Source organism: Negativibacillus massiliensis, from assembly GCF_900148495.1.
Taxonomy (GTDB): Bacteria; Bacillota; Clostridia; order Oscillospirales; family Ruminococcaceae; genus Negativibacillus; species Negativibacillus massiliensis.
Genome location: NZ_FTRU01000007.1, coordinates 196,742 through 220,382 on the forward strand (window position 1 = coordinate 196,742; position 23,641 = coordinate 220,382).

Annotated in this window: 19 protein-coding genes and 1 other annotated feature; of the genes, 10 read left to right on the forward strand and 9 right to left on the reverse strand. The window is 47.9% G+C overall.

Going from position 1 to position 23,641, the window contains the following annotated elements; all coding sequences use genetic code 11:
- Nucleotides 1–10: 10 nt before the first annotated feature.
- The 7 genes from speB to BQ5375_RS03640 all read right to left on the reverse strand — a co-directional run bounded on the left by speB (nucleotide 11) and on the right by BQ5375_RS03640 (nucleotide 7,826).
- Entirely contained in the window at nucleotides 11–865 is an 855-nt protein-coding gene (gene speB / locus BQ5375_RS03610; RefSeq protein ID WP_022132143.1) for an agmatinase, read from the reverse strand.
- Nucleotides 855–1,706 carry a polyamine aminopropyltransferase gene (gene speE, locus BQ5375_RS03615; protein WP_022132144.1) on the reverse strand — a complete coding sequence of 284 codons (852 nt, stop codon included), beginning with the start codon at nucleotides 1,704–1,706 and terminating at the stop codon, nucleotides 855–857. Before speE ends, speB begins: the two co-directional genes overlap by 11 nt.
- A 6-nt stretch (nucleotides 1,707–1,712) precedes the next feature.
- A complete protein-coding gene (locus tag BQ5375_RS03620; protein WP_076917416.1) occupies nucleotides 1,713–3,170 on the reverse strand; it encodes an aminotransferase class I/II-fold pyridoxal phosphate-dependent enzyme in 1,458 nt (485 codons plus the stop codon).
- A 613-nt stretch (nucleotides 3,171–3,783) separates the two neighbouring features.
- On the reverse strand, nucleotides 3,784–4,542 hold the full coding sequence (gene speD, locus BQ5375_RS03625; RefSeq protein ID WP_022131879.1) for an adenosylmethionine decarboxylase: 759 nt from the start codon (nucleotides 4,540–4,542) through the stop codon (nucleotides 3,784–3,786).
- 583 nt (nucleotides 4,543–5,125) lie between these two features.
- Nucleotides 5,126–5,587 carry an S-ribosylhomocysteine lyase gene (locus BQ5375_RS03630; protein WP_022131880.1) on the reverse strand — a complete coding sequence of 154 codons (462 nt, stop codon included), beginning with the start codon at nucleotides 5,585–5,587 and terminating at the stop codon, nucleotides 5,126–5,128.
- 33 nt (nucleotides 5,588–5,620) lie between these two features.
- Nucleotides 5,621–6,310 carry a 5'-methylthioadenosine/adenosylhomocysteine nucleosidase gene (locus BQ5375_RS03635; protein WP_022131881.1) on the reverse strand — a complete coding sequence of 230 codons (690 nt, stop codon included), beginning with the start codon at nucleotides 6,308–6,310 and terminating at the stop codon, nucleotides 5,621–5,623.
- Nucleotides 6,311–6,938: 628 nt separating this feature from the next.
- Nucleotides 6,939–7,826 (reverse strand): LysR family transcriptional regulator, encoded by an 888-nt coding sequence (locus tag BQ5375_RS03640; protein ID WP_022131882.1) that lies wholly within the window; start codon nucleotides 7,824–7,826, stop codon nucleotides 6,939–6,941.
- A gap of 241 nt (nucleotides 7,827–8,067) precedes the next feature.
- On the opposite strand from BQ5375_RS03640, the gene BQ5375_RS03645 reads away from it, so the two are divergent.
- The 9 genes from BQ5375_RS03645 (at nucleotide 8,068) to BQ5375_RS03685 (ending at nucleotide 17,079) form a co-directional block, all read left to right on the forward strand.
- Nucleotides 8,068–9,258, forward strand: coding sequence for a coenzyme F420-0:L-glutamate ligase (locus tag BQ5375_RS03645; RefSeq protein ID WP_022131883.1), 1,191 nt, complete (start codon nucleotides 8,068–8,070; stop codon nucleotides 9,256–9,258).
- A gap of 113 nt (nucleotides 9,259–9,371) precedes the next feature.
- Nucleotides 9,372–9,929 (forward strand): GNAT family N-acetyltransferase, encoded by a 558-nt coding sequence (locus BQ5375_RS03650; protein WP_022131884.1) that lies wholly within the window; start codon nucleotides 9,372–9,374, stop codon nucleotides 9,927–9,929.
- Nucleotides 9,905–11,035, forward strand: a complete 1,131-nt coding sequence (locus BQ5375_RS03655; protein ID WP_022131885.1) for a GNAT family N-acetyltransferase — start codon at nucleotides 9,905–9,907, stop codon at nucleotides 11,033–11,035. Before BQ5375_RS03650 ends, BQ5375_RS03655 begins: the two co-directional genes overlap by 25 nt.
- 1 nt (nucleotide 11,036) lies before the next feature.
- Nucleotides 11,037–11,696 carry an HAD family hydrolase gene (locus BQ5375_RS03660; RefSeq protein WP_022131886.1) on the forward strand — a complete coding sequence of 220 codons (660 nt, stop codon included), beginning with the start codon at nucleotides 11,037–11,039 and terminating at the stop codon, nucleotides 11,694–11,696.
- Nucleotides 11,697–11,844: 148 nt separating this feature from the next.
- The gene (locus BQ5375_RS03665; protein WP_022131887.1) at nucleotides 11,845–13,077 is read left to right on the forward strand and encodes a cation:proton antiporter; all 1,233 of its coding nucleotides are present in this window, start codon (nucleotides 11,845–11,847) and stop codon (nucleotides 13,075–13,077) included.
- A gap of 1 nt (nucleotide 13,078) precedes the next feature.
- On the forward strand, nucleotides 13,079–13,699 hold the full coding sequence (locus tag BQ5375_RS03670) for a TetR/AcrR family transcriptional regulator (RefSeq protein WP_022131888.1): 621 nt from the start codon (nucleotides 13,079–13,081) through the stop codon (nucleotides 13,697–13,699).
- A 93-nt stretch (nucleotides 13,700–13,792) separates the two neighbouring features.
- A complete protein-coding gene (locus tag BQ5375_RS03675) occupies nucleotides 13,793–14,749 on the forward strand; it encodes a M14 family metallopeptidase (RefSeq protein WP_022131889.1) in 957 nt (318 codons plus the stop codon).
- A gap of 148 nt (nucleotides 14,750–14,897) precedes the next feature.
- Complete coding sequence (locus BQ5375_RS03680; protein WP_022131890.1) at nucleotides 14,898–15,782, forward strand: hypothetical protein; 885 nt, start codon at nucleotides 14,898–14,900, stop codon at nucleotides 15,780–15,782.
- A gap of 151 nt (nucleotides 15,783–15,933) precedes the next feature.
- Entirely contained in the window at nucleotides 15,934–17,079 is a 1,146-nt protein-coding gene (locus BQ5375_RS03685) for a ComEC/Rec2 family competence protein (RefSeq protein WP_022131891.1), read from the forward strand.
- Nucleotides 17,080–17,117: 38 nt separating this feature from the next.
- Here BQ5375_RS03685 and BQ5375_RS03690 read toward each other — a convergent pair whose 3' ends face one another.
- A complete protein-coding gene (locus BQ5375_RS03690) occupies nucleotides 17,118–18,323 on the reverse strand; it encodes an alanyl-tRNA editing protein (RefSeq protein ID WP_022131892.1) in 1,206 nt (401 codons plus the stop codon).
- Between the two features lie 15 nt (nucleotides 18,324–18,338).
- Nucleotides 18,339–19,376, reverse strand: a complete 1,038-nt coding sequence (trpS, locus tag BQ5375_RS03695; RefSeq protein WP_022131893.1) for a tryptophan--tRNA ligase — start codon at nucleotides 19,374–19,376, stop codon at nucleotides 18,339–18,341.
- Between the two features lie 526 nt (nucleotides 19,377–19,902).
- Nucleotides 19,903–20,160: a binding site (T-box leader), on the reverse strand.
- Nucleotides 20,161–20,508: 348 nt separating this feature from the next.
- Here trpS and BQ5375_RS03700 point away from each other — a divergent pair.
- Entirely contained in the window at nucleotides 20,509–22,917 is a 2,409-nt protein-coding gene (locus BQ5375_RS03700; RefSeq protein ID WP_022133094.1) for a SpoIIE family protein phosphatase, read from the forward strand.
- Nucleotides 22,918–23,641 lie beyond the last annotated feature (724 nt).

Here is a 23,641-nt window from a genome sequence, read left to right on the forward strand (position 1 = left end):
CTGATCAAGTTTATTTTTGAAATGCAAGCAGCATCTCTCTGACAATTTTACATGCAACGATGGTGGACACACCGCTCTGATCGTAGTGTGGGCTCAGTTCGTTGACATCGCAGCCCACGATGCGAAGCTTGGAACAAACTAGTGTAACAGCTCGTCGAAGCTCGTCGAAGCTGACACCGCCCGGTTCCGGTGTTCCGGTTCCAGGGAAGACCGATGGGTCCAGAACATCAAGGTCGAGGGTGAAGTAGACCGGTTTGTCTTTGAGCTGCTCCACAACCTCTTCCAGAGTGGAAAAGTCAAAGCGGTTTGTTTTGACGTGGGTTCTGCCCCAGGTAAATTCCTCGCGATCGCCCGAACGGATGCCAAACTGGAAGATCTTTCCGTTTCCGGTCAGTTCCCAACAGCGTCTGAGGACGCAGGCATGGGAGAGTTTGACACCGAGGTAGTCATCCCTCAGATCGGCGTGAGCGTCAAAGTGGATGATGTGGACGTCCGGGAATTTTTCAAACACAGCGCGAAAGGCGCCGAGAGTTACCAGGTGTTCGCCGCCCAGCATGAACGGGCGTTTGTGGGAGTGCAGGATGCGTCTGGTCTGATCGGTGATAGCATCCAGTGCAGCCTCGGAGCTGCCGAATGGCAGTTCGATGTCTCCGATATCGGTGACATCGCCGTCGAAAAGGTCAAGGTCCTGATAAGGGCTGTAGCTTTCAATGCCGTAGGACTCGTGGCGGATTGCACTGCTTCCAAAGCGGGTTCCAGGACGGTAAGAAGTGGTGCCGTCAAATGGTGCACCGAACAGTACGGTGGAAGCAAAGTGCCATCCGGTATCGCACCCCATAAAAACTTCTACATTTTTATTCAACATCTTTCAAAAGCTCCTCCACATAAGCGGGCAGATAAAACGCACCCTTATGTAATGTAGTCGTATAATATTTACAGGAAAGTCCTCTCAGGTTCCAGCGGGCTTCACCGAGGTCCTTGAGCGGATGATATTTCTTGGAAGCAAATCCAAACAGCCAGTGTCCGGATGGATAGGTTGGGATATGTGCCTGGTAGACGCGGCTGATCGGGAAGGATTCGACGATGCGTTTGTGCGCTCTCTGGCAGGCGGTAGCATCCTCGTCATAGAATGGGCTTTCATGCTGGTTAACCATGATGCCGTCCTCTTTGAGTGCTTTGTAGCAGTTGCCGTAAAATTCGCGGGTGAACAGTCCTTCGCCCGGACCGAATGGATCGGTGGAATCGACGATGATCAGGTCATATTCATCCTCGCAGGTGCGGACAAATTTTAGTCCGTCCTCATAGTGGATGTGTACCCTTGGATCATCGAAGCGGCAGGCAGTCTGTGGGAGATATTTTTTGCATACCTCAACGACCAGCTCGTCGATCTCAACCAGATCGATCTGTTCAATTTCCTGGTAGCGGGTCAATTCCCGGACAACGCCGCCGTCTCCGGCACCGATGACCAGCACCTTTTTGACGTTGGGATGAACCGCCATCGGAACGTGGGTAATCATTTCGTGATAGATAAACTCATCCTTCTCGGTTAGCATCATGTAGCCGTCAAGGGTGAGGAATCGTCCAAATTCAGGAGATTCAAAGACATCGATGCGCTGAAACTCACTTTTTCCGCTGTAAAGCTGACGATCCACACGAATGGAGAGTTTTACATTCGGTGTCTGCAATTCAGAAAACCAAAATTCCATCTTGTCTTAAACTCCTTTCAGAACATTCAGGCGCAGAATATCGGGATCTTCCGGTCCGGTCATTGAGCAGCCCTTTTCTTTTGCGTATTCGATATAGTCAAGGATTGGTCCGGTGATGCGTTCACCCGGAGCCAAAATCGGAATTCCCGGCGGATAACACATGACGAATTCGCTGCACACTCTGCCCTCGGTTTCCCGCAGCGGCAGGGATTCTTTGTCTGCATAAAATGCATCCTGTGGGGAAACGGCGACCTTGGGATCAATGTATTCCTGTTTCATCAGGTTTGCTTTGTCCTTCTTGCCAAAGCGGCGGCGAACCTCAGACAGTGCGCCTACCAGACGCTCGATGTCGCGCTGGCGGTCACCGATAGACAGATAAGCCAGCAGATTTCCCAGATCTCCAAATTCAATCTGGATGTCGTACTCGTCACGAAGCAGGTCATAGACCTCGATGCCGGCAAGGCCGATATCAAGTGTATTGACCGCGAGCTTTGTGACGTCAAAATCATAGATGCTGTCGCCGTTAATGAGTTCTCGAGAATAAGCATAGTAGCCGCCGATATTATTGATCTCGCGGCGGGCATATTCTGCCATTTCCACTACACCGGCAAAAGCTTCTTTGCCGCGCAAAGCAAGGTTGCGGCGGGAAATATCCAAACTGGAGAGCAGCAGATAGGAGCCGCTGGTGGTCTGGGTGAGATTGATGATCTGGCGGACATAGCCCTCATTCATGGCAGGACCAGTGAGCAGGACCGAGCTCTGGGTCAGGCTGCCGCCGGATTTGTGCATCGAAACCGCTGCCATATCTGCACCTGCTGCCATGGCGGAGATCGGAAGATTTTCGCCAAAGTAAAGGTGGGTGCCGTGTGCCTCATCGGCAAGGCAGAGCATTCCATGCTGGTGAGCAAGCTTTACGATGGAGCGCAGGTCGGAACAGATACCGTAATAGGTCGGGTTATTGACCAGAATCGCCTTCGCATCAGGGTTTGCTTTGATGGCTTTTTCCACTTCGGAAACCTTCATGCCAAGGGGGATTCCAAGTCGAGAGTCACATTCCGGATTTACATAAACTGGAACGGCACCGCACAGCACCATTGCTCCCATTACACTGCGGTGTACGTTGCGGGGAAGAATAATCTTATCGCCGCGTTTTGCTACCGAGAGGATCATAGCCTGCACCGCGGAGGTGGTTCCTCCAACCATCAGAAAAGCGTGAGCAGCGCCGAAGGCTTCAGCGGTCAGTTCTTCGGCTTCCCGGATAACCGAAATCGGATGACAGAGGTTATCCAGCGGTTTCATGGAGTTTACGTCCATGCCGACGCATTTTTCGCCGAGCAGCGCGACAAGTTCAGGGTTTCCGCGTCCCCGCTTATGACCGGGAACATCGAAGGGAACAACCCTCATTTTTCGAAAATTTTCGAGAGCCTCGTAGATCGGTGCGCGGCTCTGATCGAGATGGTTCATGATAGGACCTCCTTTGTGTAGTTATATAGTGTTGCCTGACGGCGAAGCCAAATGGGCAATGTTTTACTTTCTGCTTAAAGCACATTTTCGTTCATTGCCCCCGAGAATGGCGCTTTGAGCCATTCTCCGAAAGATTGCGGCGAAGCCAAAGAGAAGTTTTTGATCGAACTTTTTTCAAAAAGTTCGCGGTGTCCAGAGGCAGAGCCTTTGGGCGCACTCCGCAGAGTGCGAAATACTTGAGTTGAACTTGTTCAACTCTTATCGTTCAAGCGCATTTTCGGAAGTTTGAAACCCTTTTGCAAGTGAAAAGGGTTTCAAGAGCCGATTGTAAACACAAGCTGTCCTCAAAAATTATCCAGTGGATGATTTTTGATGGCAGAAACTCGTTTCGGTTTATATAAAAGTATTACTCATGTGTCAAAGCAGACAACTGCCTGTTTCCACAGGCAGAGTACTAACGTACTCCAGCATCTATTCTGCTTCCTGCCCCTATCTTTTTAAATATTTTTTCTTATCTGTCACAGGGGCGTTGCCCCCGTACCCCCACGAGCTTTTTGTAAAAAGCTCGACCCAAAACTTTTGTTTTCGCTCTTCCTCCGTCCGCCGGTTCAGCCTAGTAAATATTGCGGCCGCTGAAAATTTCGATCATCTCTTTGCGGAGGTTGTTCATGATGGCAAGCCTTGTTTTAGGCGGAAGCTCATAAACATCGGTCTTGAACAGGTAGTTCTGCAGGTCCACCTCTTTGAGCATCATCTTGGTGTGGAACAGGTTTGCTTCATAAACGTTGATGTCCACCGCATCATATCGTGCCAGTGTATCCGGTGCGATATAGTCCTGAATCGAGGTAATGTTGTGATCTAAAAACAGTTTGTGTCCGTTGACATCGCGGGTGAATCCCCGAACGCGGTAATCCATGGTGATGATGTCCGAATCAAACGAGCTAATGAGGTAATCGAGGGTGGAAAGCGGTGTAATGGCGCCGCAGGTTGCGACGTCGATGTCCACACGAAAGGTTGCAAGGCAGGTTTCCGGATGATATTCCGGGTAGGTATGGACGGTGACATGGCTTTTGTCCAGATGGGCAAGCTGGGTTTCCCCAACAGGGACCATCGTTTCCTCGGCAATCAGGATGGTGACCGAGGCTCCCTGCGGGTCATAATCCTGACGGGCAATGTTCAGAACCTTTGCGCCGATCATGTCGGTCAGGGTGGTCAGGATTTTAGTCAGTCGTTCGGAATTGTACTGTTCATCGATATAGGAGATGTAGTCCCGCTGTTCCCGCGGGGTTTTGGCGTAGCAGACATCATAGATGTTAAAGCTCAGTGCTTTGGTCAGGTTGTTAAAGCCGTACAGCTTTAATTTTTCGCCCATAGCCGCAATCCTCCTGCTTGAAATTTTTATATAAAACAAAAAACGCAAGTAACGTGCTTGCACATTACTTGCGTTAAATCCCATAATTTTGTTCGGGGCTATGCCCCGGTAAGAGCGTTCCTCACCGCAGCGCGGCAAAAGAACCCCCGTGGGATCACACAGTTTCAGAGTCTATATAGCAAATACTCACTTTTACTACTCTTATTGACCGTTTCACAAGTTGATGTACGTATTACGCACCGGTTATAAAGTAACCAACTTATAAAATTTGAGCTTCTAACTCAATCAATAACGGTGATATCACATCACCAATCGGCAGTTGACCCGGCTGTCCGTATGGCCTTTAACCCGCGCTCGGGTGGTCAGGAAATATTTGCATGGAACCTCTGATAAACTTTGTATCCCATGACGCATTTAATATAAATGATTTTGTCCCCGTTGTCAATTCCCTTTTTTGAATTTGTCGCTTTAGCAGAAAAAACTAAAATAACAGATAAAAATAAAAGGGAAATTTTGTCCTTTAGGAGAAAATCGGGGGAGAGGAAAAGTCTCTCGTTGTCTTATCAAACATTGCCTTTTAAAATTACAGCTGATAAACCATCTTGTCTTCGGTCCAGCCGACAAGTGTCTTGGAGAGATCTTCGGCATATTTTTTTGCCTTTGGCAGGCTGTGGTCCAGATAGTTTCCGCATTCGATACGACTAGAACCAGGAATCTCTCCTTCAAAGTTTTTGATAAACTCGCAGGTTTCCTGTACCAGTTCGATGGCACGGGCTTTGGAGATTTTGTCCCGGGTGATGAAGTAGAAACCGGTACGGCAGCCCATTGGTCCGACATAGAGAATGTTATCCGAGTCGGCGGTGTTGCGCACATAGGTTGCAAACAGGTGCTCAAAGGTGTGGATGCCGTCGTTTTCCAGATAGACACCAGCATTTGGAACAACCATGCGGACATCGTAGGTGATAGCGTCGCCGTCAATGCGGGAAACGTACATTCCTGGGGTGAGTTTATCGTGGTTAACACAGAAACTTTCGATTCGTTTCATGGAAAATCTTCCTTTCAGATCCAGAATCAGAGATTAGTCTTTGCAGCGGGAGAGCATCTCGAGAACGATATTAGCGGAATGTTCTGCTGCGAGTTCCTCAAAGTTATCATAGCTTTCAGTTGCGTTGTCATCTGCATTGTCGCTCATGGTGCGGATGATAACAAATGGGATATCGTTTACAGTGCAGGCATGACCGATTGCAGCACCTTCCATTTCAACGCACATCGGGTGATGTTCTTCCACGATTTTATTCTTTACTTCGGAGGATTCGATGAACTGGTCGCCGCTTGCAATTTTTCCGACAAAGCAGCAGGAGGAACCGTGGTCGATTGCTTCAAATGCTTCAACAGCGGCTTCGATCATCAGATCGCTTGCGCGGATGGAATCGATATATGGTGGATAGTCGCGTAAAAAGCGTGCATTGTAGTCGTGGTAGCACAGCTCACGGGAAACCACAACGTCCAGCACCTTGAGGTCATGGTGGATTGCACCGGCAATTCCGGTATTGATGATGCGCTGTGCGCCGAAGCGGTCGATCATCATCTGTGCGGTGATTGCTGCGTTTACCTTGCCGATACCGCAGGAGGAAACGACAACTTCCTGATTGCACAGGATGCCTTCCCAGAATACCTGACGTCCTACATTGACTTCGCAGATATCCTGCATTTGCTGTTTTAAGAGTGTAACTTCAGACGGCATAGCGCCGATAATACCCCATTTCATGGTGATAACTTCCTTTCTTTGGCGGATGTTTTTGAGCATATTATAGCATAAGTAAGGGAAGAACAAAAGTTTTTGGTCGAGCTTTTTTCAAAAAGCTCGTGGGGGTACGGGGGCAACGCCCCTGTGACACTTAACAATAAAATGAAAAAATCAATAGAGGCACAGAGCAGAATGGATGCTGGAGTACGTTAGTACTCTGCCTGTGGAAACAGGCAGTTGTCTGTTCTGGATTATGCGGCGCACATGTTGTGTGATACGCATAGAGTAATATCTCCATATAAACAAAAACAAGTTTTTGCCGTCAAAAATCATCCACCGGATAATTTTTGAGATCAGTTTGCGCGAAGAATCAGCTTTCGAGAACTTTTTCTCTTGCAAAAGTTCTCGAGCTTTCAAAAATGCGCCTGACGATAAGAGTTGAACTTGTTCAACTCTGGATTTCGCTCGTCGCGACGAGCGACCAAAGGCTTTGCCTCTGGACACCACGAACTTTTTGTAAAAAGTTCGATTAAAAACTTCTGTTTTTCTCTATCCAACCGCCTTTGCGTCGCAGGCGAACAGCGTGCAGGCTCAGCCTGCTTTTGAAAAAAGTTCGATCAAAAACTTCAATTTTTAAAGCTAACAGCCGCTATTCCAGCGACTGCAGCAATTCCAAAAACCTCGATGCTGCTGGAGGCAGACTTACCCCTTTTAAGCTGACCATTCCGATACTTCTTGCTGGAATCGGCTCTGCTAAGTTTACCTCAAACACCTTCTTTTGCCGGAGCTCTTCGGCACAGAACTCCCGTACCATGCAGGAAAGTCCCAGATTGATGCGGGCCAGTTCTCCCATCAGTTCATAGGATGCAAGCTCGATCTCGGGATTGAGCTCAATTCCCTTGCGCAGGAAAAACCGCTGGACATAAAGACGGCTGTTTGCCTTTTCTTCCAGCATAATCAGAGGCTGGGCGGCAAGCTCCCGCAGGGTAAGTGTCTTTTCTTTGAGAGAAGAAAACTTTTCGCCTGCAACGAAGATGTCATGGATAGGTCGCTCCCAGTGGATGGTGATGCGGTCATCTTCAATCGGGAGATTCAGAAAGGCAGCATCAATTCTTCCAGCCCGCAGAAGTTCCAAGCTGCCCATGCTGGTACGGTTAAAGATGCTCAGATGCACCTGTGGATAAAGCTGGTGAAAATGTTCCAGCGCGGGGAGAAGCAGATGCCGCGCAGTGATATCGCCGGCAGCAAGGCGGAGCTGACCGACCTTTAACTCATGCAGTCCACCCAGCTGGTGTTCTGCCGATTCCAGCAACCCCAGCGCAGAGCTTGCGTATTCATAGAGAAGTTTTCCTTCGGCGGTCAGTTCCACCTTTTTGGAGCTGCGCAGTAGAAGCTGGGTGCCCAGCTGTTCTTCCAGCTGGCGCACTGCCTGGCTGACCGCCGGCTGGGAAAGAAAGAGATCCTGTGCCGCTTTGGAGAAGCTTTTGTTCTGTACAACCTTGCAAAAAACGCGGTAATGTTCCAGTTTTCCGGTCATGCTGTGTTCCCTCCCTGATGAATGTTTGGAGAAAAAGGTGAATCTGCACAAGTTTTGCTAATTTCATTTTCAAAGATAAGCTGTGCTGATAGAATATATTGAATTTATTTATTTTACTTATACTTTTATTTCTATTATAATAAGAATATTGAGTGAAAGCAAGGGCATAGATGCAAGGGTATGTATCCCCCTCTGCTTTCCGGGAAAAGACTTTTGAATCAAAGAAAAAGAGGGATTTTTTATGGAAAGACTGGTAGGTACCGTATCCAGAGGCGTGCGTGCGCCAATCATCAGAGAAGGAGATAATTTAGTACAGATCGTAGTAGATTCTGTTCTGGCAGCAGGACAGAGCGAAGGATTTTCCTTCCATGACCGCGACGTTGTAGCAGTTACCGAGGCAGTTGTTGCCCGCGCACAGGGAAACTATGCACATATCAATGACATCGCAGCAGACGTAAAAGCAAAACTGGGTGGAGAGACCATCGGTGTCATCTTCCCAATTCTCAGCCGTAACCGTTTCTCTGTTTGCTTAAAAGGTATTGCAAGAGGTGCAAAGAAGGTTGTCCTGATGCTCAGCTTCCCTGCTGACGAAGTAGGCAACCATCTGATCGACGAAGATCTGCTGGATGAAAAGGGTGTAAACCCATGGAGCGACGTTCTGACTGAAGAGAAGTATCGTGAGCTGTTCGGCCGCGTTCTGCACCCATTCACCGGTGTGGACTACATCGAGTTCTATTCCGAACTTATCCGTGAGAGCGGCGCTGAGGTTGAGATCATCCTCTCTAACAATCCAAAGACTATCCTGGACTACACAGACAAGGTTCTCTGCTGTGACATTCACACCAGAAACCGCACCAAACGCATCCTGAAAAAAGCAGGTGCTTCGGTTGTTCTGGGATTGGACGACATCATGACCGAGTCGGTAAATGGCAGCGGCTTTAATCCAAACTACGGTCTGCTCGGTTCCAATAAGGCAACCGAAGAAACCGTAAAACTCTTCCCAAAAGACTGTGATGTTTTCGTTTCGGAAGTAGCAGCACTGATGAAGGAAAAAACCGGTAAGAACATCGAAGTTATGGTTTACGGTGACGGTGCGTTCAAAGATCCAGTCGGAAAGATCTGGGAACTGGCTGACCCGGTTGTTTCCCCAGCTTACACACTAGGTCTGGAAGGTACACCAAACGAGGTAAAACTCAAATATCTTGCAGACAATAACTTTGCTTCTTTAAGCGGTGATGCACTCAAGGAAGCAATCTCCGACTACATCCGCAACAAGGACGCTGACCTGAAAGGTCAGATGGTATCCCAGGGTACAACCCCAAGAAGACTGACCGACCTGATCGGCTCTCTGGCTGACCTGACTTCCGGTTCTGGCGACAAGGGCACTCCAATCATCCTGATTCAGGGATACTTTGATAACTACACCAAATAAGCTGTATGACAAAAAGGAGAGGGAATCTGGATTCCCCCGCCTTTTCTTGCATCCGCAGGGGGATTTGTAGTATACTGAAAAAAATTTATCCGGATAGAAATGGAGGGAAACAGATGAAGCAGCTGGAGACCCCGCACCTGATCTTGCGTGGGTTTGTAATGGAAGATCTGGACGATTTTTATTCTTATTGCAGTGACCCGGATGTGGGAATTCATGGCGGTAGAGAGTCACATCAAGACAGGGAGCAAAGTGCCGAAGAACTGAGAAAAAGAATCAGTGAGGACAAAACCTGGGCAATCTGCAAAAAGGAAAGCGGGAAAAATATCGGCATGGTCTGGCTGGAACCGGATTTTCGCAGGAAACGAAGTCTTGACCGATGCCGGGTACTGGGATACCTGCTGGCAAAACCGGAGTGGGGACAGGGGTTGATGACCGAGGCAGTACAGGAGGTACTGCGGTATGCTTTTGAGGAGCTTTCCCTTGAGCTTGTGAGTACCTACCGCTTTTCCTATAACCAGCGCAGCGGCAGAGTGATGGAAAAGATGGGATTTGTCTGGGAAGGAACGCTGCGCGATGCTACCGAACGGTTTGATGGTGCGCTTTTGGATGTGATGTGTTATTCGATCAGTAGGAAGGAGTATGAAGAATGGCAGAAGAAAAACAGCAACTGAAAACACTTTTGACCCGCAGGATGGAACTGCGTTCTTTTTGCATGGAAGATTTGGATGACTTCCATGCACTGTGCAGCCAGAAAGAGGTTATGCTTCCGGCAGGCTTTTCGGTGAGTAAAGATCTTGAGGAGAGTAAAAACACGCTGGAACAGTACAGCAAATGTTCGACGATGTGGGCTGTCTGTGACCGTACCACTCATCGGGTGATTGGAGCTGCATGGATGGACGGAGATCCACTGCGCCGCATGAAGATGAACGAAGCAAGGATGATTGGTTACCTCTTTTCCAAAGAATGCTGGGGGAAAGGTCTTGCTACCGAATTGGGAGAAGAACTGCTGCGCTACGGATTTGAGGAGCTTGGATTGCTGGTTATCAGCGCAGGATATTTTTCCACCAACCCAGCCAGCGGACGGGTTCTGCAAAAGCTTGGGTTTACCGAAGAGATTTTTATGCGGGGAGCGTATGAATCGAGTGATGGTACAGATAACGATACCATCGACTGTTCGATAACGCGGGAAGAATATTTCCAGAGAAAAGGTCAGGAAGAAAAGAAGACACTTTCCACCAATCGTCTGGTTCTGCGTGCCTTTACAATGGAGGATCTTGCAGACTTTTATGAATACTGCAAAGACCCCGATACTGGAATCCATGCAGGCTGGAAGCCGCACGAAAGCATGGAGGAAAGCCGCGATATTCTCCATCATTTTATCGAAGAGCGGGAAGTCTGGGCAATCTGCGAAAAGCAAAGCGGCAAGGTGATTGGTTCCATCGGTCTGCATCGTGACAGCAAGCGCCGCAGAAACTTTAACCAATGCCGTATGATGGGGTATGTTCTCTCCAAAGCATACTGGGGACAGGGATTGATGACCGAGGCGGCAAAAGAGGTGCTGCGCCATGCCTTTGAGGATTTAGGGCTTGAGATGGTAACGATCAGCCACTTTTCCTATAATCAGCGAAGTGCCAGAGTGATCGAAAAGCTGGGATTTCATCGGGAAGGTGTCCTGAGAAAAGCATTTCTGCGCTATGACGGAAGCCTTTTGGATGATGTTGGCTATTCGATGACAAAGGAAGAATATCAGAATTTGTATTGTGGGGAGACAAGATAACATGCGCTATCAATATTTGCTGTTTGATTTAGACGGTACCATCACCGATCCAAAAGTCGGGATTACCACCTGCGTTCAGTACGCGCTGGAGCATTTTGGCATCCATGAACCGAACAATGATAAGCTGGAACCGTTCATTGGTCCGCCGCTTCAGGACAGCTTTGAGCAGTTTTATCATATGGATGCTGAAACGGCAAAGCAGGCAGTTGCGAAATATCGGGAACGATTCCAGACAGTCGGATTGTATGAAAATGAAATCTATGACGGGATGGCAGACCTGCTGAAAACGCTCAAGGAAGGCAGTTGCCGTCTTGCCGTAGCGTCCAGCAAACCGACCGTATTTGTCAAAAAAATTCTGGAGCATTTTGATGTGGCACAGTATTTTGATGTGGTGGTCGGAAGTGAATTGGATGGAAGCCGTACCAAAAAAGAAGAGGTAGTGCAGGAAGCACTGCGGCAGCTGGACCCCAAAGGTCAAGCATCTTCCGGTCAGATGGTGATGATCGGGGACCGGTGTTTTGATGTGCAGGGAGCAAAAGCACACCACCTGGACAGCATCGGTGTCGCTTACGGCTATGCGGCAGAAGGAGAATTGCAGCAGGCCGGAGCCACCTTTGTGGTGGATACGGTGCAGCAGCTTAAAGAACTGTTGACAAGATAAAACAAGAGAAAAAAGGAAGGGCATTTGCTCTTCCTTTTTTGTTCGGTATCCAGCAAAGAATTTACAAAAAAGATATAGACGATATCGTCTAATATTGATATAATAAAAAGCAGACGAAATCGTCTATTATTGAAAAGGAGAAGATAATATGGTTATGCTGGATGTATTGCGCTTGTTGATAGCGGTTATTGTTGCATTTTTTGCAGGAAAACTGATTTCACGTCTGCGTCTCCCATCCATTTTGGGTTGGTTGATTACAGGAATGGTTTTAGGGCCGCACGCGCTGGGGCTTCTCAACAACAATGTGCTGGACAGCGGATGGTTTGATGTGCTGGAAAGTATTTTGGAATGTACCGTCGGTTTGATGATTGGAACCGAGCTGATTTGGAGCAAGCTCAAAAAAGCAGGCAAACAGATTATTGTGACAACTATTACCGAATCGGTAGGAACCTTTCTGGTAGTCAGTGTGGTGTTTGGTATCATTTTCTGGGTTTCCCAGATTCCGGTATATCTTGCGTTTTTGTTTGGAGGAATTGCGCTTGCGACCGCACCTGCGCCGTCCCTCTCCATTGTCAGTGATATGAAGACTTCGGGACCGGTTACACGAACCTTGATTCCAATGGCAGCGTTGGATGACCTGGTTGGAGCGCTTATCTTTTTCTGTGTCATCGCAATAGTAGCGGCGAATATCTCAACCAAAGAGATCCCGATTTTTGCCATGATGTTTTTGGTTTTCCTTCCGGTACTGATTGGAATGGCGACCGGATTTGTTACAGGAAAAATGCTGCAAAAGGCGCAGACACAAAAAGCATCTTTGCTTATTCTGATCGGGATGATTCTGGTTTCGTCGGGAATCGGGCTGGTCTTAAATGAGATGGTGCTGCCGACTCCTGTTTTAAACTTCATGCTGCTGGGAATGGGATTTTCCACTATTTTTGCCAATATGATTTCGCAGGAACAGCTGGGCGAAATCATGAAAACAATGCATTCGATTATCGGGGTTTCGCTCATTGTCGTAATTCTGAATCTGGGTGCACCGCTGGATTACCACTTGATTTTTAACGCAGGAATTTATACACTTATTTATATCGTATTTCGTGCGATTGGAAAATATTGCGGTGCTTATTTTGGGGCAAGTATCACCCATGCACCCAAGACAGTCAAAAAATATCTGGGCTTTACCCTGCTTCCACATTCCGGTGTATCTCTTGTCTTTACCGGAATTGCTGTTTCAGTTCTGAGCACACCGGCACCGGAATGTGCGCAGATTATTCAGGGAACCATTGCAGCAGCGGCGGTTATCAACGAAATCATCGCTGTGTTTATAGCAAAGAAAGGCTTTGAATGGGCAGGGGAGCTGAACAAGGCAGAGAAGGAATAATATGAAACAACAGGAACGCCAGAAAAAGAGCAAGGAAAAAATTTTGCAGGCAGCGATTACCGAATTTTCCGCGTCTGGATATGACAAGGTGACAATGGAAAATATCTGCACCAGACATGGAATTTCCAAGGGAATGATGTACCATTATTATAGTGGCAAGGACGACCTGTTTTTGCTGTGTGTGCAGAACATGTACCAGATGATGCAGCAGTATCTGGAAGAAAACATGGCAGAGTTGGAGAAAAAGGACGCACTGCATGCCCTCAAGGAATTTTGGATGCTGCGGGAAAGCTTTTTCGGAGAACATCCTCCGTTTAAAAACATCTTTGAAAATGCGCTGCTACGTACACCGCCACACCTTTTTGAAAAGATCGAGGAGATCCGTGGACCGATTGAAGCACTCAACCGCCAGTTTCTCCACCGCACCATCGGGAAGATAGAGCTGAGAGAAAATCTGAAGAAAGAAAATGTTTCGATTTATCTGGAAGCAATGGAATCGGTATTCTGGAAACTGGTGGAACAGTACCGAAGAGAACAGCGGATTTCGGACGTTCATTCGCTGATGGAGGCAGCCGGAGAATTGTGGGATATGGTGCTGTTGGGGGTTGTGCGGCAAAATTAATGTTAGCTAAAACTAACTGACAGAGCACTTCCTTGCTTGACATCAGGTCTTAAAGTCGATAAACTGGACGCAAAAGACTTTAAGGAGGATGTTATGCAGCCAGATATGACATTTGGAACCCTTTCTGCAAAAAGGGGCGAAAAGGTCTGTACCGAGTGGCAGATCGAACAGGCGGGATTTTCGATTCCAGCAACGCTGATTTGTGGAAGTCGTCCCGGCAAGACAGTACTGATTACCGGAGGAATCCACAGTTGTGAGTATGTTGGAATACAGGCAGCAATCGAGCTCTCCCAGAAGCTAAAGCCGGAACAGGTCTGTGGAACCGTCTTGCTCCTGCACCCGGTTAATCGCTTTGGATTTGAAGCAAGAACTCCTTCAATAGTTCCGCAGGATGGGTGCAATCTCAATCGGGAGTTTCCTGGAAAACCGGATGGAAGCCTGACACAGAGACTGGCATACTTTTTGACACAGCAGCTTTATCCCAAACTGGACGCTTATATCGACCTGCACTGCGGGGAGATGTTTGAGAGCCTGACTCCATATGTTTACTATGCCGGTGCCGGAACAGAGCAGACAACACAACATTCCCGCAGGATGGCAGAGCTGGTGAGTGTTCCTTATATGGTACAGTCCCAAGCGGTTAGCGGCGCATATAACTGTGCCGGTCTGATGGGGATTCCATCGATTTTGATTGAACGTGGCTGTCAGGGAATGTGGACACAACAGCAGGTTCAGGAGGATGTAGACGATGTACTACGGATTCTGGCACATCTGGGAGTTGTAGATTCTGCCCCCGAACAAAAAGAGCATCCAAATGAGGTCACCGACCTGATTTATCAGATGCCGCAGTCGGAAGGACTTTGGTATCCGCAAGTCAGAGAAGGAGAATTTGTAAAAGCTGGACAGCAGATTGGTGTTATCCGAGATTACTGGGGAAATGAGCTTTCCTGCTACCATGCGCCCTATGATGGAGTTGTGCTCTATTTAACGCATACATTATGGGTGGATGGCAAGGTTGAAATCTATACTATTGCCCGAAAACCAGATTGATTGATCCGGGTAGAATCCGAATAAAGTACAAAAGCTTCTGCGCGGTCTGAAAGACCGCTGTCAGAAGCTTTTTCTTTTGTAGAAGAAAGGATTGACAAAAAGAAATAAAAGGAGAAATAATAAAGTTAGACAAAAAGGAGGGAAAAAGATGAGAAAGATCCTTTTGATTTTGGTTGTCTGTCTGTGCTTTTGCAGCTGTGCAGAGAAGGGTAAGATGACAAAAGAACAGGCAGTATCTTCCGAAGTTTTGCAGGAACAACAGGCAGAGGTGTTTGAATCGGTCACCAAGGATTTTGATGGGAATGGGACAGAAGAAACCTTTCAGCTTCGTCGAGAAGGAAAAATGTTAAAACTCTGGTTTGTCGGAGATGGAGAAGAAATCCCTCTGGTTCAGGAGGAAAATTTTGTCGAGTATGGTCCAGCACAGCAGAATCTGTGGGCATATGAGCTCTCGGACAGGGCTTTCTGTGTAGCGGGGGAATCGGACACAGCCCGGAGCGTAGTTTATATAGTTTGTGACGGTGTAGCAATTGAGCAGGAAATTGGTAAAGTATCGGATTTCTCTCAGCAGGAGGACGGCAGTTTTGTCGGGACGGCAAGTGCTCTGGATGTTGGCTATTCTGTAGCGGAGCAGAAAACAGTATGGGGAGGACGCACGATAAAACCGTACTGGTTTTACTGGGATGGAATGCAGTTTGTAGAATACAGTGCACAGAAATTGTGCTGGGAACAGCTTGCCGATTTTGACGGACTGCAAAAGCAGGTGGAGCAAAGGTTGGCCCAATGGAATCAGCAACAATTTCCACAGGGATTTGTTCAGATTGATGGGGAAGAGATTCCGGCTCACTGGAAGGTGTATGATATCTGGCTGAGAGAAAACGGAATCATTAACATTAATTATGGATATGACTACCTTTCCAGCAATGGAAATGGCGGAGGTGGGCGGCGGTACGATACCTTTTTGATTGAGCAGGAGACGGCACGTCTTATGGACTCAGGTGAAGGAATTTACAGGGTATCGGCACATGAGTAACATTCGTATTGGAAAATAAAACACCACGGTCTGTTATTCTTTGACAGATAAAAAAGTGGAAATAAATGGAAATTTATTCTTGACTTTTTGTCCTTTTCCGATAGAATAGAATCGTAGAATGTAATCTCATGTTAAGAAAGGAAGTTGAACAATGAGGAAAAGGACATTTGGAAAACGTATGGCATCATGGTTTCTTTCCCTGCTGTTTGTTGTTACATTGACAAATATAAACGCAGTGGCAGCCCAGACCAAGCCAGGATTTTCCATTCAGTTTCTTGATGTTGGTCAGGCAGATGCAGCCTTAGTGCAGTGTGATGGCAAATATATGCTGATTGATGGCGGCAAAAAGTCTGAAGCAGATGAAATTTATGCGGCATTAAAAGAAGAGAAGGTTCCAAAGCTGGATATGGTGGTTGCGACCCATGCGCATGAAGATAACGTTGGCGGACTAGTGGGCGCTTATCAGTACACAACGGCAGACAAAACACTTTGTCCGGTAACTTCCTTTAATACACAGGCATTCCAGAATTTTGCAGCTTCTGCGAAAAAACGGGGCGGCGGCATTACTGTCCCGAAGGCTGGTTCTGAATATTCGCTTGGAAGTGCCGATGTTACAATCTTAGGTCTTAACAGCGGCAAGGAAGTAAACGATACTTCCATCGTGCTGCGCATCGATTATGGAAAAACATCCTTCCTGTTTACCGGTGATGCGACAACAACATCTGAACAGGCTTTGTTAAAAGCAGGAGAGGATCTTTCAGCGGATGTTTTGAAGGTTGCCTGCCATGGCAGTGCCGACAGCACCAGCAAGGAATTTCTCAGTGAAGTTTCACCTTCGTATGCCGTAATATCGGTAGGAGAAAATACCGACGGACACCCAACCAAAGAACTGTTGGATCGCCTGAAAGCACAAAAGGTAAAATTGTTCCGCACAGATTGGCAGGGCGATATTCGCTGCACTTCGGATGGAAACAAAGTTTCCTTTACGATTAGCAAAAATGCAGATGCAGATGTATTTAACCCTGCAAGACCTTCTTCAAAAAGCAACAGTTCAGCAGCAAAATCGACAAGCAGCAGTGCAGCCAAGACAAGTAAACCGGCAAGCAGTGCAAACCAAGCAGCATCGACAGCAAGCGCAGCAGACACAACAGATACACAGGGTTCCATGGTATGGATTCCGCAGTCCGGCAGCAAATATCACAGCAATTCCGGATGCAGCAATATGAAAAATCCATCACAGGTTCCACTGGAACGGGCAATTGCAAACGGCTATACAGCGTGCAAAAAGTGCTATTAATAAAAAAGAGAGCCTTTTAAGGCTCTCTTTTTTATTGCTTACAGAAGAAATTCTGTTATTGTTTGATGGATTTTTTCCTCAGAATATACCGGCAGTTTACCGCAGCAAAGTTCTTGATTGCCGCCGCCTTTGCCGTTTAAGGATTTGTTCAGGTGCTGGCTTAAGGCACGAAGATCGCAGTCAGCATCCTTTGCGCGGCACAGTGCGTAGGAGATAGTGTCGTTTTGCTGGGAAAACAGCGTGCCGACCGTCTTTTCATTTGCTGCAATCTGAGCAGCAAAGGCTTTGAGATCGTCGGCAGAAAGGGTGTTGTCCATTAAAAATACCAGCTTGTCCGAACCAAACGCTTCGGCATTTTCACACAGCTGTTTTGCAAGGAGAGAGAACAGCTGACGGTTTTTGGCTGCAAGTGCCTGTTTCTTTTCAGCAAGCTCTGCCTTTAATTTTTCTACGTTAGAAAAAGCTTCCTGTGGCTTGCAGGAGAGGGAGACACAGATGTTCTTAAGGTTCTGGCATTTGTCTGAACAGTCGGCAAGTGCTGCCGCGCCACACAGGAAAGTAACCCTTGTGCCGCCTTTGTAGCGCTGAACATCCAGAATTTTTAGCAGCCCGATCTCTCCGGTATGAGCAACGTGGGTGCCGCAGCAGCCGCACCAGTCACAGTCTTGAACCTCAACGACGCGAAGCTTTTCCACCTCCGGTTTTTTGCGGAGAGGAATGGTCGGCAAGGTTTCCTTGTCAGGATAGCTGACAAAGACCGGGCGATTTTCGCAGATGATTGCGTTTACCTTTGCTTCCAGTTCGCGTGCCTGTTGTGGTGTGATTTCACCGTCAAGGTCGATGGTGTTAAACTCGTGTCCCATGTGGAATCCTACGTTGTGCAGCCCCATCTCTTTTAAGATGACACCAGAAAGGATGTGTTCGCCGCTGTGGATCTGCATATTGGCAAATCGGGGAGCAAAGTCGATAGCAGCATGAACCTGAATGCCAACCTCCAGTGTTTTGTCACACAGGTGGAAGATGTCTTCTCCCTGTTCATAGGTATAAAGCACGCGCACAGATTCATTTCCTGCGGTGATGGTTCCAACATCTGCCGGTTGACCGCCCCCTTCCGGGAAGAAGCAGGTCTGGGAAAGGGAAACTGCAAAGCCTTCGATTCCATTCTTTTTTGCCTTTTCGCAGGAGAGAACCTTAGCATCACATTCTGTTACATAGCTGTTTAGATCATATAATTTCTCAGTCATGGTGTCTCCCTCTGCCTATTTTGCTGCCGGCAAGAAGCCAATCTTCTTGTAAACTTTGTCGAGGGTGCGCTGAGAAATCATCAATGCTTTTTCTGCACCTTCTTTGTAGCATGCTTCCAGATATGCTTTGTCGTTCATCAGGCGGTTGTATTCTTCCTGAATCGGGCGCAGTTCGTCAGCAACAGCTTCACCGACTGCAAGTTTAAAGTCACCGTAGCCTTTGCCAGCAAAGTCGTTCTGAATTTCTTCGAAGCTCTTGCCGGTAACCGAGCTGTAGATGGACATCAGGTTGTTGATGCCGTCTTTGCCTTCACGGTAAACGACCTCAGCCTCGGAGTCGGTAACAGCGCTCTTGAACTTTTTGATGATGGTTTCCGGTGGGTCGAGCAGGAAGATGGTTGCTTTGACATTTTCATCGGATTTGGACATCTTCTTGGTTGGGTCAGCCAAAGACATGATTCTTGCGGAAGTCTTTGGAATGTATGCTTCTGGAATGCGGAATACGTTGCCGTACAGACCATTAAAGCGGTTTGCAATGTCGCGGGTCAGTTCCAGATGCTGTTTCTGGTCAGCGCCAACAGGAACAAGATCGGTCTGATACAGCAGGATATCTGCTGCCATCAGGGAAGGATAGGTGAACAATCCAGCATTGATATTGTCAGCGTGTTTCGCGGATTTGTCCTTAAACTGGGTCATACGGGAAAGTTCGCCGAACTGAGTGTAGCAGTTTAAAACCCAAGCCAGTTCTGCATGGGTCTTAACGTGGCTCTGGATGAAAGCGATGCTCTTTTTCGGATCAATGCCACAGGCAAGCATCAGAGCGTAAGCAGAGAGGGTATTTTTCTTGAGGGCCTGTGGGTCCTGACGGATGGTGATTGCGTGCTGGTTTACGATACAGTAAGCGCAGTTATATTCGTCCTGAAGTTTGCCCCAGTTTTTGACTGCTCCGAGGTAGTTGCCGAGGGTGAAGGCACCGCTGGTTGGCTGGATACCGGAGAAGATGACCGGTTTACGTTCTGGTTTTGGGGTAGTATTTGGATTTGTGTTTTCCATGATTGTGACCTCCTGATTGTATCAAATGAATCAAAGTTTTTCGTGAATTGATGGTTGCACCGAAGGTGAATAAAAGTTTTTGGTCGAGCTTTTTACAAAAAGCTCGTGGGGGTACGGGGGCAACGCCCCTGTGACACTTAACAATAAAAAATATAAAATTCGTTCGGGGCACAAAGTAAAATCAGCGATTTGGTACGGCAGTACCCTGTCTGCGGATGCAGGCAGATTTAGTCAGAAGCAAGTTTCTACTGTCAAAAATCATCCACTGGATAATTTTTGAGGACAGTCTGTGATTGCAATTGGCTCTTGAAACCCTTTTCACTTGCAAAAGGGTTTCAAACTTCTGAAAATGCGCTTACACGGATAAAGTTCCGCACTCTGCGGAGTGCGTCAAAGGGCTTTGCCCTTTTGAAACCCACCACCTTTTGGAAAAGGTGGACGAAAACTTTTGTTTGCTTTCGGTGTGAAGCCTTTGGTTTTCGTGCAAACAAAAAATCCCCGTCTTCCGGACAGTATTCTGTCGGAAAACAGGGACAAGAGCTTTCTCCTGTGGTGCCACCCAAATTGGTTTTGTTAAACCCACTTTAAGGATCAGGAACAAGGTTCCGAATCTTCTCTGCTGTGATAACGGTGCAGGTTCCGTCGACGCCTACTAAAATAAAGGTTTGTTCGGGCCGCCCTCATAAGTCCATTCAAAACAGCCACTGACACTGCACTTTCACCTGCGGCAGCTCTCTGACAGACAGCTTTTGCTGTTTTTACTCTTCTTATTCATCGGTTTGTCTATGAAATTGTCTTTATGATACTCCATGCCGGATAAATTGTCAATACTTCCCGCAGCCGATCGACTGCTGAAAATTGAGGGCAGAAATGACTGGGAAATCGCAAACAATCAGGGAAAAAACAAAGGATTGCAGGCTTTTCCAAAACACTGTAGCCAAGAGGAAAAGCTTGTCCGAAGAATCCACAAACAGGCATGATTCGATTGGATTACGCCAGTACAAACGACAATCTATTCCTATGCGCTGTGATATCCTTTTATTCATCGTAAGGGAAAATTTCCCAAAAGGAATCTGTCAGTCGTATTTATCTGCCAAAACGGCAATAAAAAGCAATTAAGGAGGATGTCATCATGAAAAACAGAACAGACTTTGTAAGAGTGGGATGGAAAGAACAGCTTTGGCAGGCTGTGTGCAATCAGATGGAAGCAGCAAAGGCTGTTTTGTGGGTGCTGTTCGGATTTGTGGTGGGACTGGGCAACATGATGATGGAGATCTCGCCTTTTGGTGCTGCTTTGTGCGCGGCAGTTCCGCAAAGCCACCTGCTTCCGACTGCATTTGGTGCAGCAGCGGGCAGCCTTCTGCTCTCCAATCTTTCCCAGCTTGGTGGAACCCACACCTTTACCATAAAATATGCTGCAGCGGTGGTGATTATTACGGCAGTGCGCCGGGTATTTCAGCCGTCGAAGGAAGAAGGAGGAAGGCTGTCTCTGCTGATGCCTTATAAGCCAGCTGCAGCGCCCCTTCTGGCTTTTGCCGGAATGCTTCTTCCGTCACTTGCGGTGCTGCTGGCATCTCCGTTTGATCTGTACAGCGTGGTGATGTCCTTCTCTGAGGCGATTCTTGCCGGAGCTTGTGCATACTTTTTGACCAGAAGTCTGCACGCTTTCTCGTTGGGACAGGGGATGTTTACCTTAAAGCGCGCAGATTTTATCAGCGTGGTGCTGACCAGTTCCATGCTGATTGTTTCGTTGAGCAACATTACCTTTGGGGGAATCTCATTTGGAAGATTGCTCGCGTCGATAGCGGTGCTGTTGTGTGCGCTGGTCGGCGGGGAGCGCTGGGGAGCGGTAGCGGGCATCGTATACGGAACGGCGGTGAGCGTTGCACTGTTCCCCAAAATGCAGCTGCTGGGGATTTATGCGCTGGCAGGACTTGCAGCAGGAGTATTTTCCGGACTGGGGAGATGGGTCTGCGCAGGAGGTTACGCCGTAACCTTTGGAGCACTCAGTGTTATTACGGCATCTCCGCCAGTCATGCCGCTTTTATATGAGGCGTTCATCACAGCGGTGAGCGTTGCGCTATTGCCGGAAAATGTGATGACCGCGCTGAAAACCCGCGTTTTTCGTCAGCCAATGGAGAACAGCGGCAGAGGGGTGCGTCAGCTGATGCTCGAACGTCTGGATGATGCTTCTCAGGCTTTGCGGGAGATCGCAGCAACCACCCAGGCAGTTTCGCAGAAGCTGGACCGTGCAAGATCGGGAAGTCTGGAACAGGTGTACGACGAAGCAGTGGACAACGTCTGCTTAAAGTGCGGCCTGAAGACCCGCTGCTGGCAGCAGGAGTACGGGGATACAGTCAATGTATTTAACCATTTGACACCTGTTCTGCGCCAGAATGGAAGCGTGTGTGCGGAGGATTTTATCTATCCGCTTTCAGCGCGCTGCACCAAGCGCGAACAGCTCAGCCGACAGATCAATGCAGGATATCAGGAGCTGACCGCCAAAGAGGGCATGAGCCGCAAGGTGGCGCGGGTACGCTCGGTGGTGACCGATCAGTTTGAAGGCCTTGCCCAGCTTCTGGGAGGGCTCAGCGAGGAACTGTGCGGAATCTCAAGCTATGAGGAACAGATGGTGGTGCAGGTAAAAGACTATCTGGAGGAGAGCCGTTACCGTTTCAAACGGGTGGACTGCTATCGGGATGAGGAGGACCGCATCTTTTTGCAGATGGACTTTGAACCGTTCCGGGCTGCCCGTCTGGATCTGGAGCGGATGACACAGGAAATTTCTAGAGTGTGTGACTGCGAGTTTGACCTGCCGCAGAAAACGCAGATGAACATAAAGCTTAAGTCCGGGGAGGAAGAAACGGTGATCCGTCTGTGCTTTCAGGAGAAGGCACAGTTTGAGGCAGAATTTGCAGCCAGCCAGCATATCTGTCAAGGATACCGGATGTGTGGAGATGCTTACCAAAGCTTTACCGACCGGCGCTCGGTGGCGCATATCATTTTGTCGGATGGAATGGGAAGCGGTACTGCTGCTGCGGTGGATTCCAACATGACGGTATCGCTGCTGCAAAAGCTGATCGATGCCGGAGTGGGATATCAGGCTGCGCTTAAAATCGTAAATTCTGCGTTGCTGGTAAAATCCGGCGAGGAATCGCTCTCCACCATCGACATCACCGCGGTGAACCTCTACACCGGTCAGGCGTGGTTTTATAAGGCAGGGGCAGCGCCGACCTTCCTGCGCCGCTCAAAGCGATGCGGATTGGTGGAATCGACCTCGCTTCCTGCCGGAATTTTGACAGCGGTGGATTTTGAAAAGAGCAGTGTGCGGTTAGGTGACGGGGATATGGTTGTGATGGTATCGGATGGAGCAACTGCCTGCGGTACAGACTGGATCAGCTCGGTGGTGGAGCATTTCCCGCTAGATGGAAACTTACAGGCACTGTGCGATGATATCGCTTCGACCGCACGCCTGCGCCGCAACGATAACCATGATGACGATATTACGGTTTGTGCGTGCCGTATCAGGAAGGTGATATGATATAAAAATATGATAAAGTTTTCGTCCACCTTTTTCAAAAGGTGGTGGGGGTACGGGGGCAACGCCCCTGTGACAAATAACAAACAAAAAAATAAATGGACAGTGGCACAATCCCTTGCCAGCGCTGCCGCACGGGAGTGCGGCAAAGACAAAGTCTTTGGTTGTTCGGCAGGCTGAGCCTGCACCAGCTTGAAGCTGGACACTGTATCGCGCTTAGGTTTGTGCGAAGTAGAAGTTTCAGCACACAGCAATCGCTCGTGTTAGCACACTTGCTCGTTAGAGCGAAAGCAAAAGTTTTCGTCGGGGCAAATTTTAAATTTGCTCTCTTTTTACCAAAAGGTGGTGGGGGTAAACAGCACAATATGTGCTGTGAGCAACGCCCCTGTGCCACTCAAAAACAAAAATCCCCGCGCCAATCTTTGGCGCGGGGTAAGTACATTATTTATAATGTTGGACAAAGAAAGTAAGGAAATTTAAAGGGCAGAGAATAAAATGACCTACTTGCATCAACTTGTCAAAGGAAGAAAGATGAATTTTAGGTTTTTTTCTCCATTCCCAAATATCCTCTATGCAGGAACCTAAAAAACCAATCCCAGCAAATAAAAAGATAAAGTATGAAGGCAAATAATTGGTCTTCATTATTAGTAGAATAATGCATAATATTAAAATCCACAGTAAGAAAATCAGCATATGAATCACTTTCTTTCGCAATATAAAAATACTT

Coding starts and splice junctions, on each gene's coding strand:
- speB (WP_022132143.1), bottom strand. CDS start 865: ATGTTGAATAAAAATGTAGAAGTTTTTATGGGGTGCGATACCGGATGG.
- speE (WP_022132144.1), bottom strand. CDS start 1,706: ATGGAATTTTGGTTTTCTGAATTGCAGACACCGAATGTAAAACTCTCC.
- BQ5375_RS03620 (WP_076917416.1), bottom strand. CDS start 3,170: ATGAACCATCTCGATCAGAGCCGCGCACCGATCTACGAGGCTCTCGAA.
- speD (WP_022131879.1), bottom strand. CDS start 4,542: ATGGGCGAAAAATTAAAGCTGTACGGCTTTAACAACCTGACCAAAGCA.
- BQ5375_RS03630 (WP_022131880.1), bottom strand. CDS start 5,587: ATGAAACGAATCGAAAGTTTCTGTGTTAACCACGATAAACTCACCCCA.
- BQ5375_RS03635 (WP_022131881.1), bottom strand. CDS start 6,310: ATGAAATGGGGTATTATCGGCGCTATGCCGTCTGAAGTTACACTCTTA.
- BQ5375_RS03640 (WP_022131882.1), bottom strand. CDS start 7,826: ATGACCGGAAAACTGGAACATTACCGCGTTTTTTGCAAGGTTGTACAG.
- BQ5375_RS03645 (WP_022131883.1), top strand. CDS start 8,068: ATGGAAAGACTGGTAGGTACCGTATCCAGAGGCGTGCGTGCGCCAATC.
- BQ5375_RS03650 (WP_022131884.1), top strand. CDS start 9,372: ATGAAGCAGCTGGAGACCCCGCACCTGATCTTGCGTGGGTTTGTAATG.
- BQ5375_RS03655 (WP_022131885.1), top strand. CDS start 9,905: ATGGCAGAAGAAAAACAGCAACTGAAAACACTTTTGACCCGCAGGATG.
- BQ5375_RS03660 (WP_022131886.1), top strand. CDS start 11,037: ATGCGCTATCAATATTTGCTGTTTGATTTAGACGGTACCATCACCGAT.
- BQ5375_RS03665 (WP_022131887.1), top strand. CDS start 11,845: ATGGTTATGCTGGATGTATTGCGCTTGTTGATAGCGGTTATTGTTGCA.
- BQ5375_RS03670 (WP_022131888.1), top strand. CDS start 13,079: ATGAAACAACAGGAACGCCAGAAAAAGAGCAAGGAAAAAATTTTGCAG.
- BQ5375_RS03675 (WP_022131889.1), top strand. CDS start 13,793: ATGCAGCCAGATATGACATTTGGAACCCTTTCTGCAAAAAGGGGCGAA.
- BQ5375_RS03680 (WP_022131890.1), top strand. CDS start 14,898: ATGAGAAAGATCCTTTTGATTTTGGTTGTCTGTCTGTGCTTTTGCAGC.
- BQ5375_RS03685 (WP_022131891.1), top strand. CDS start 15,934: ATGAGGAAAAGGACATTTGGAAAACGTATGGCATCATGGTTTCTTTCC.
- BQ5375_RS03690 (WP_022131892.1), bottom strand. CDS start 18,323: ATGACTGAGAAATTATATGATCTAAACAGCTATGTAACAGAATGTGAT.
- trpS (WP_022131893.1), bottom strand. CDS start 19,376: ATGGAAAACACAAATCCAAATACTACCCCAAAACCAGAACGTAAACCG.
- BQ5375_RS03700 (WP_022133094.1), top strand. CDS start 20,509: ATGAAAAACAGAACAGACTTTGTAAGAGTGGGATGGAAAGAACAGCTT.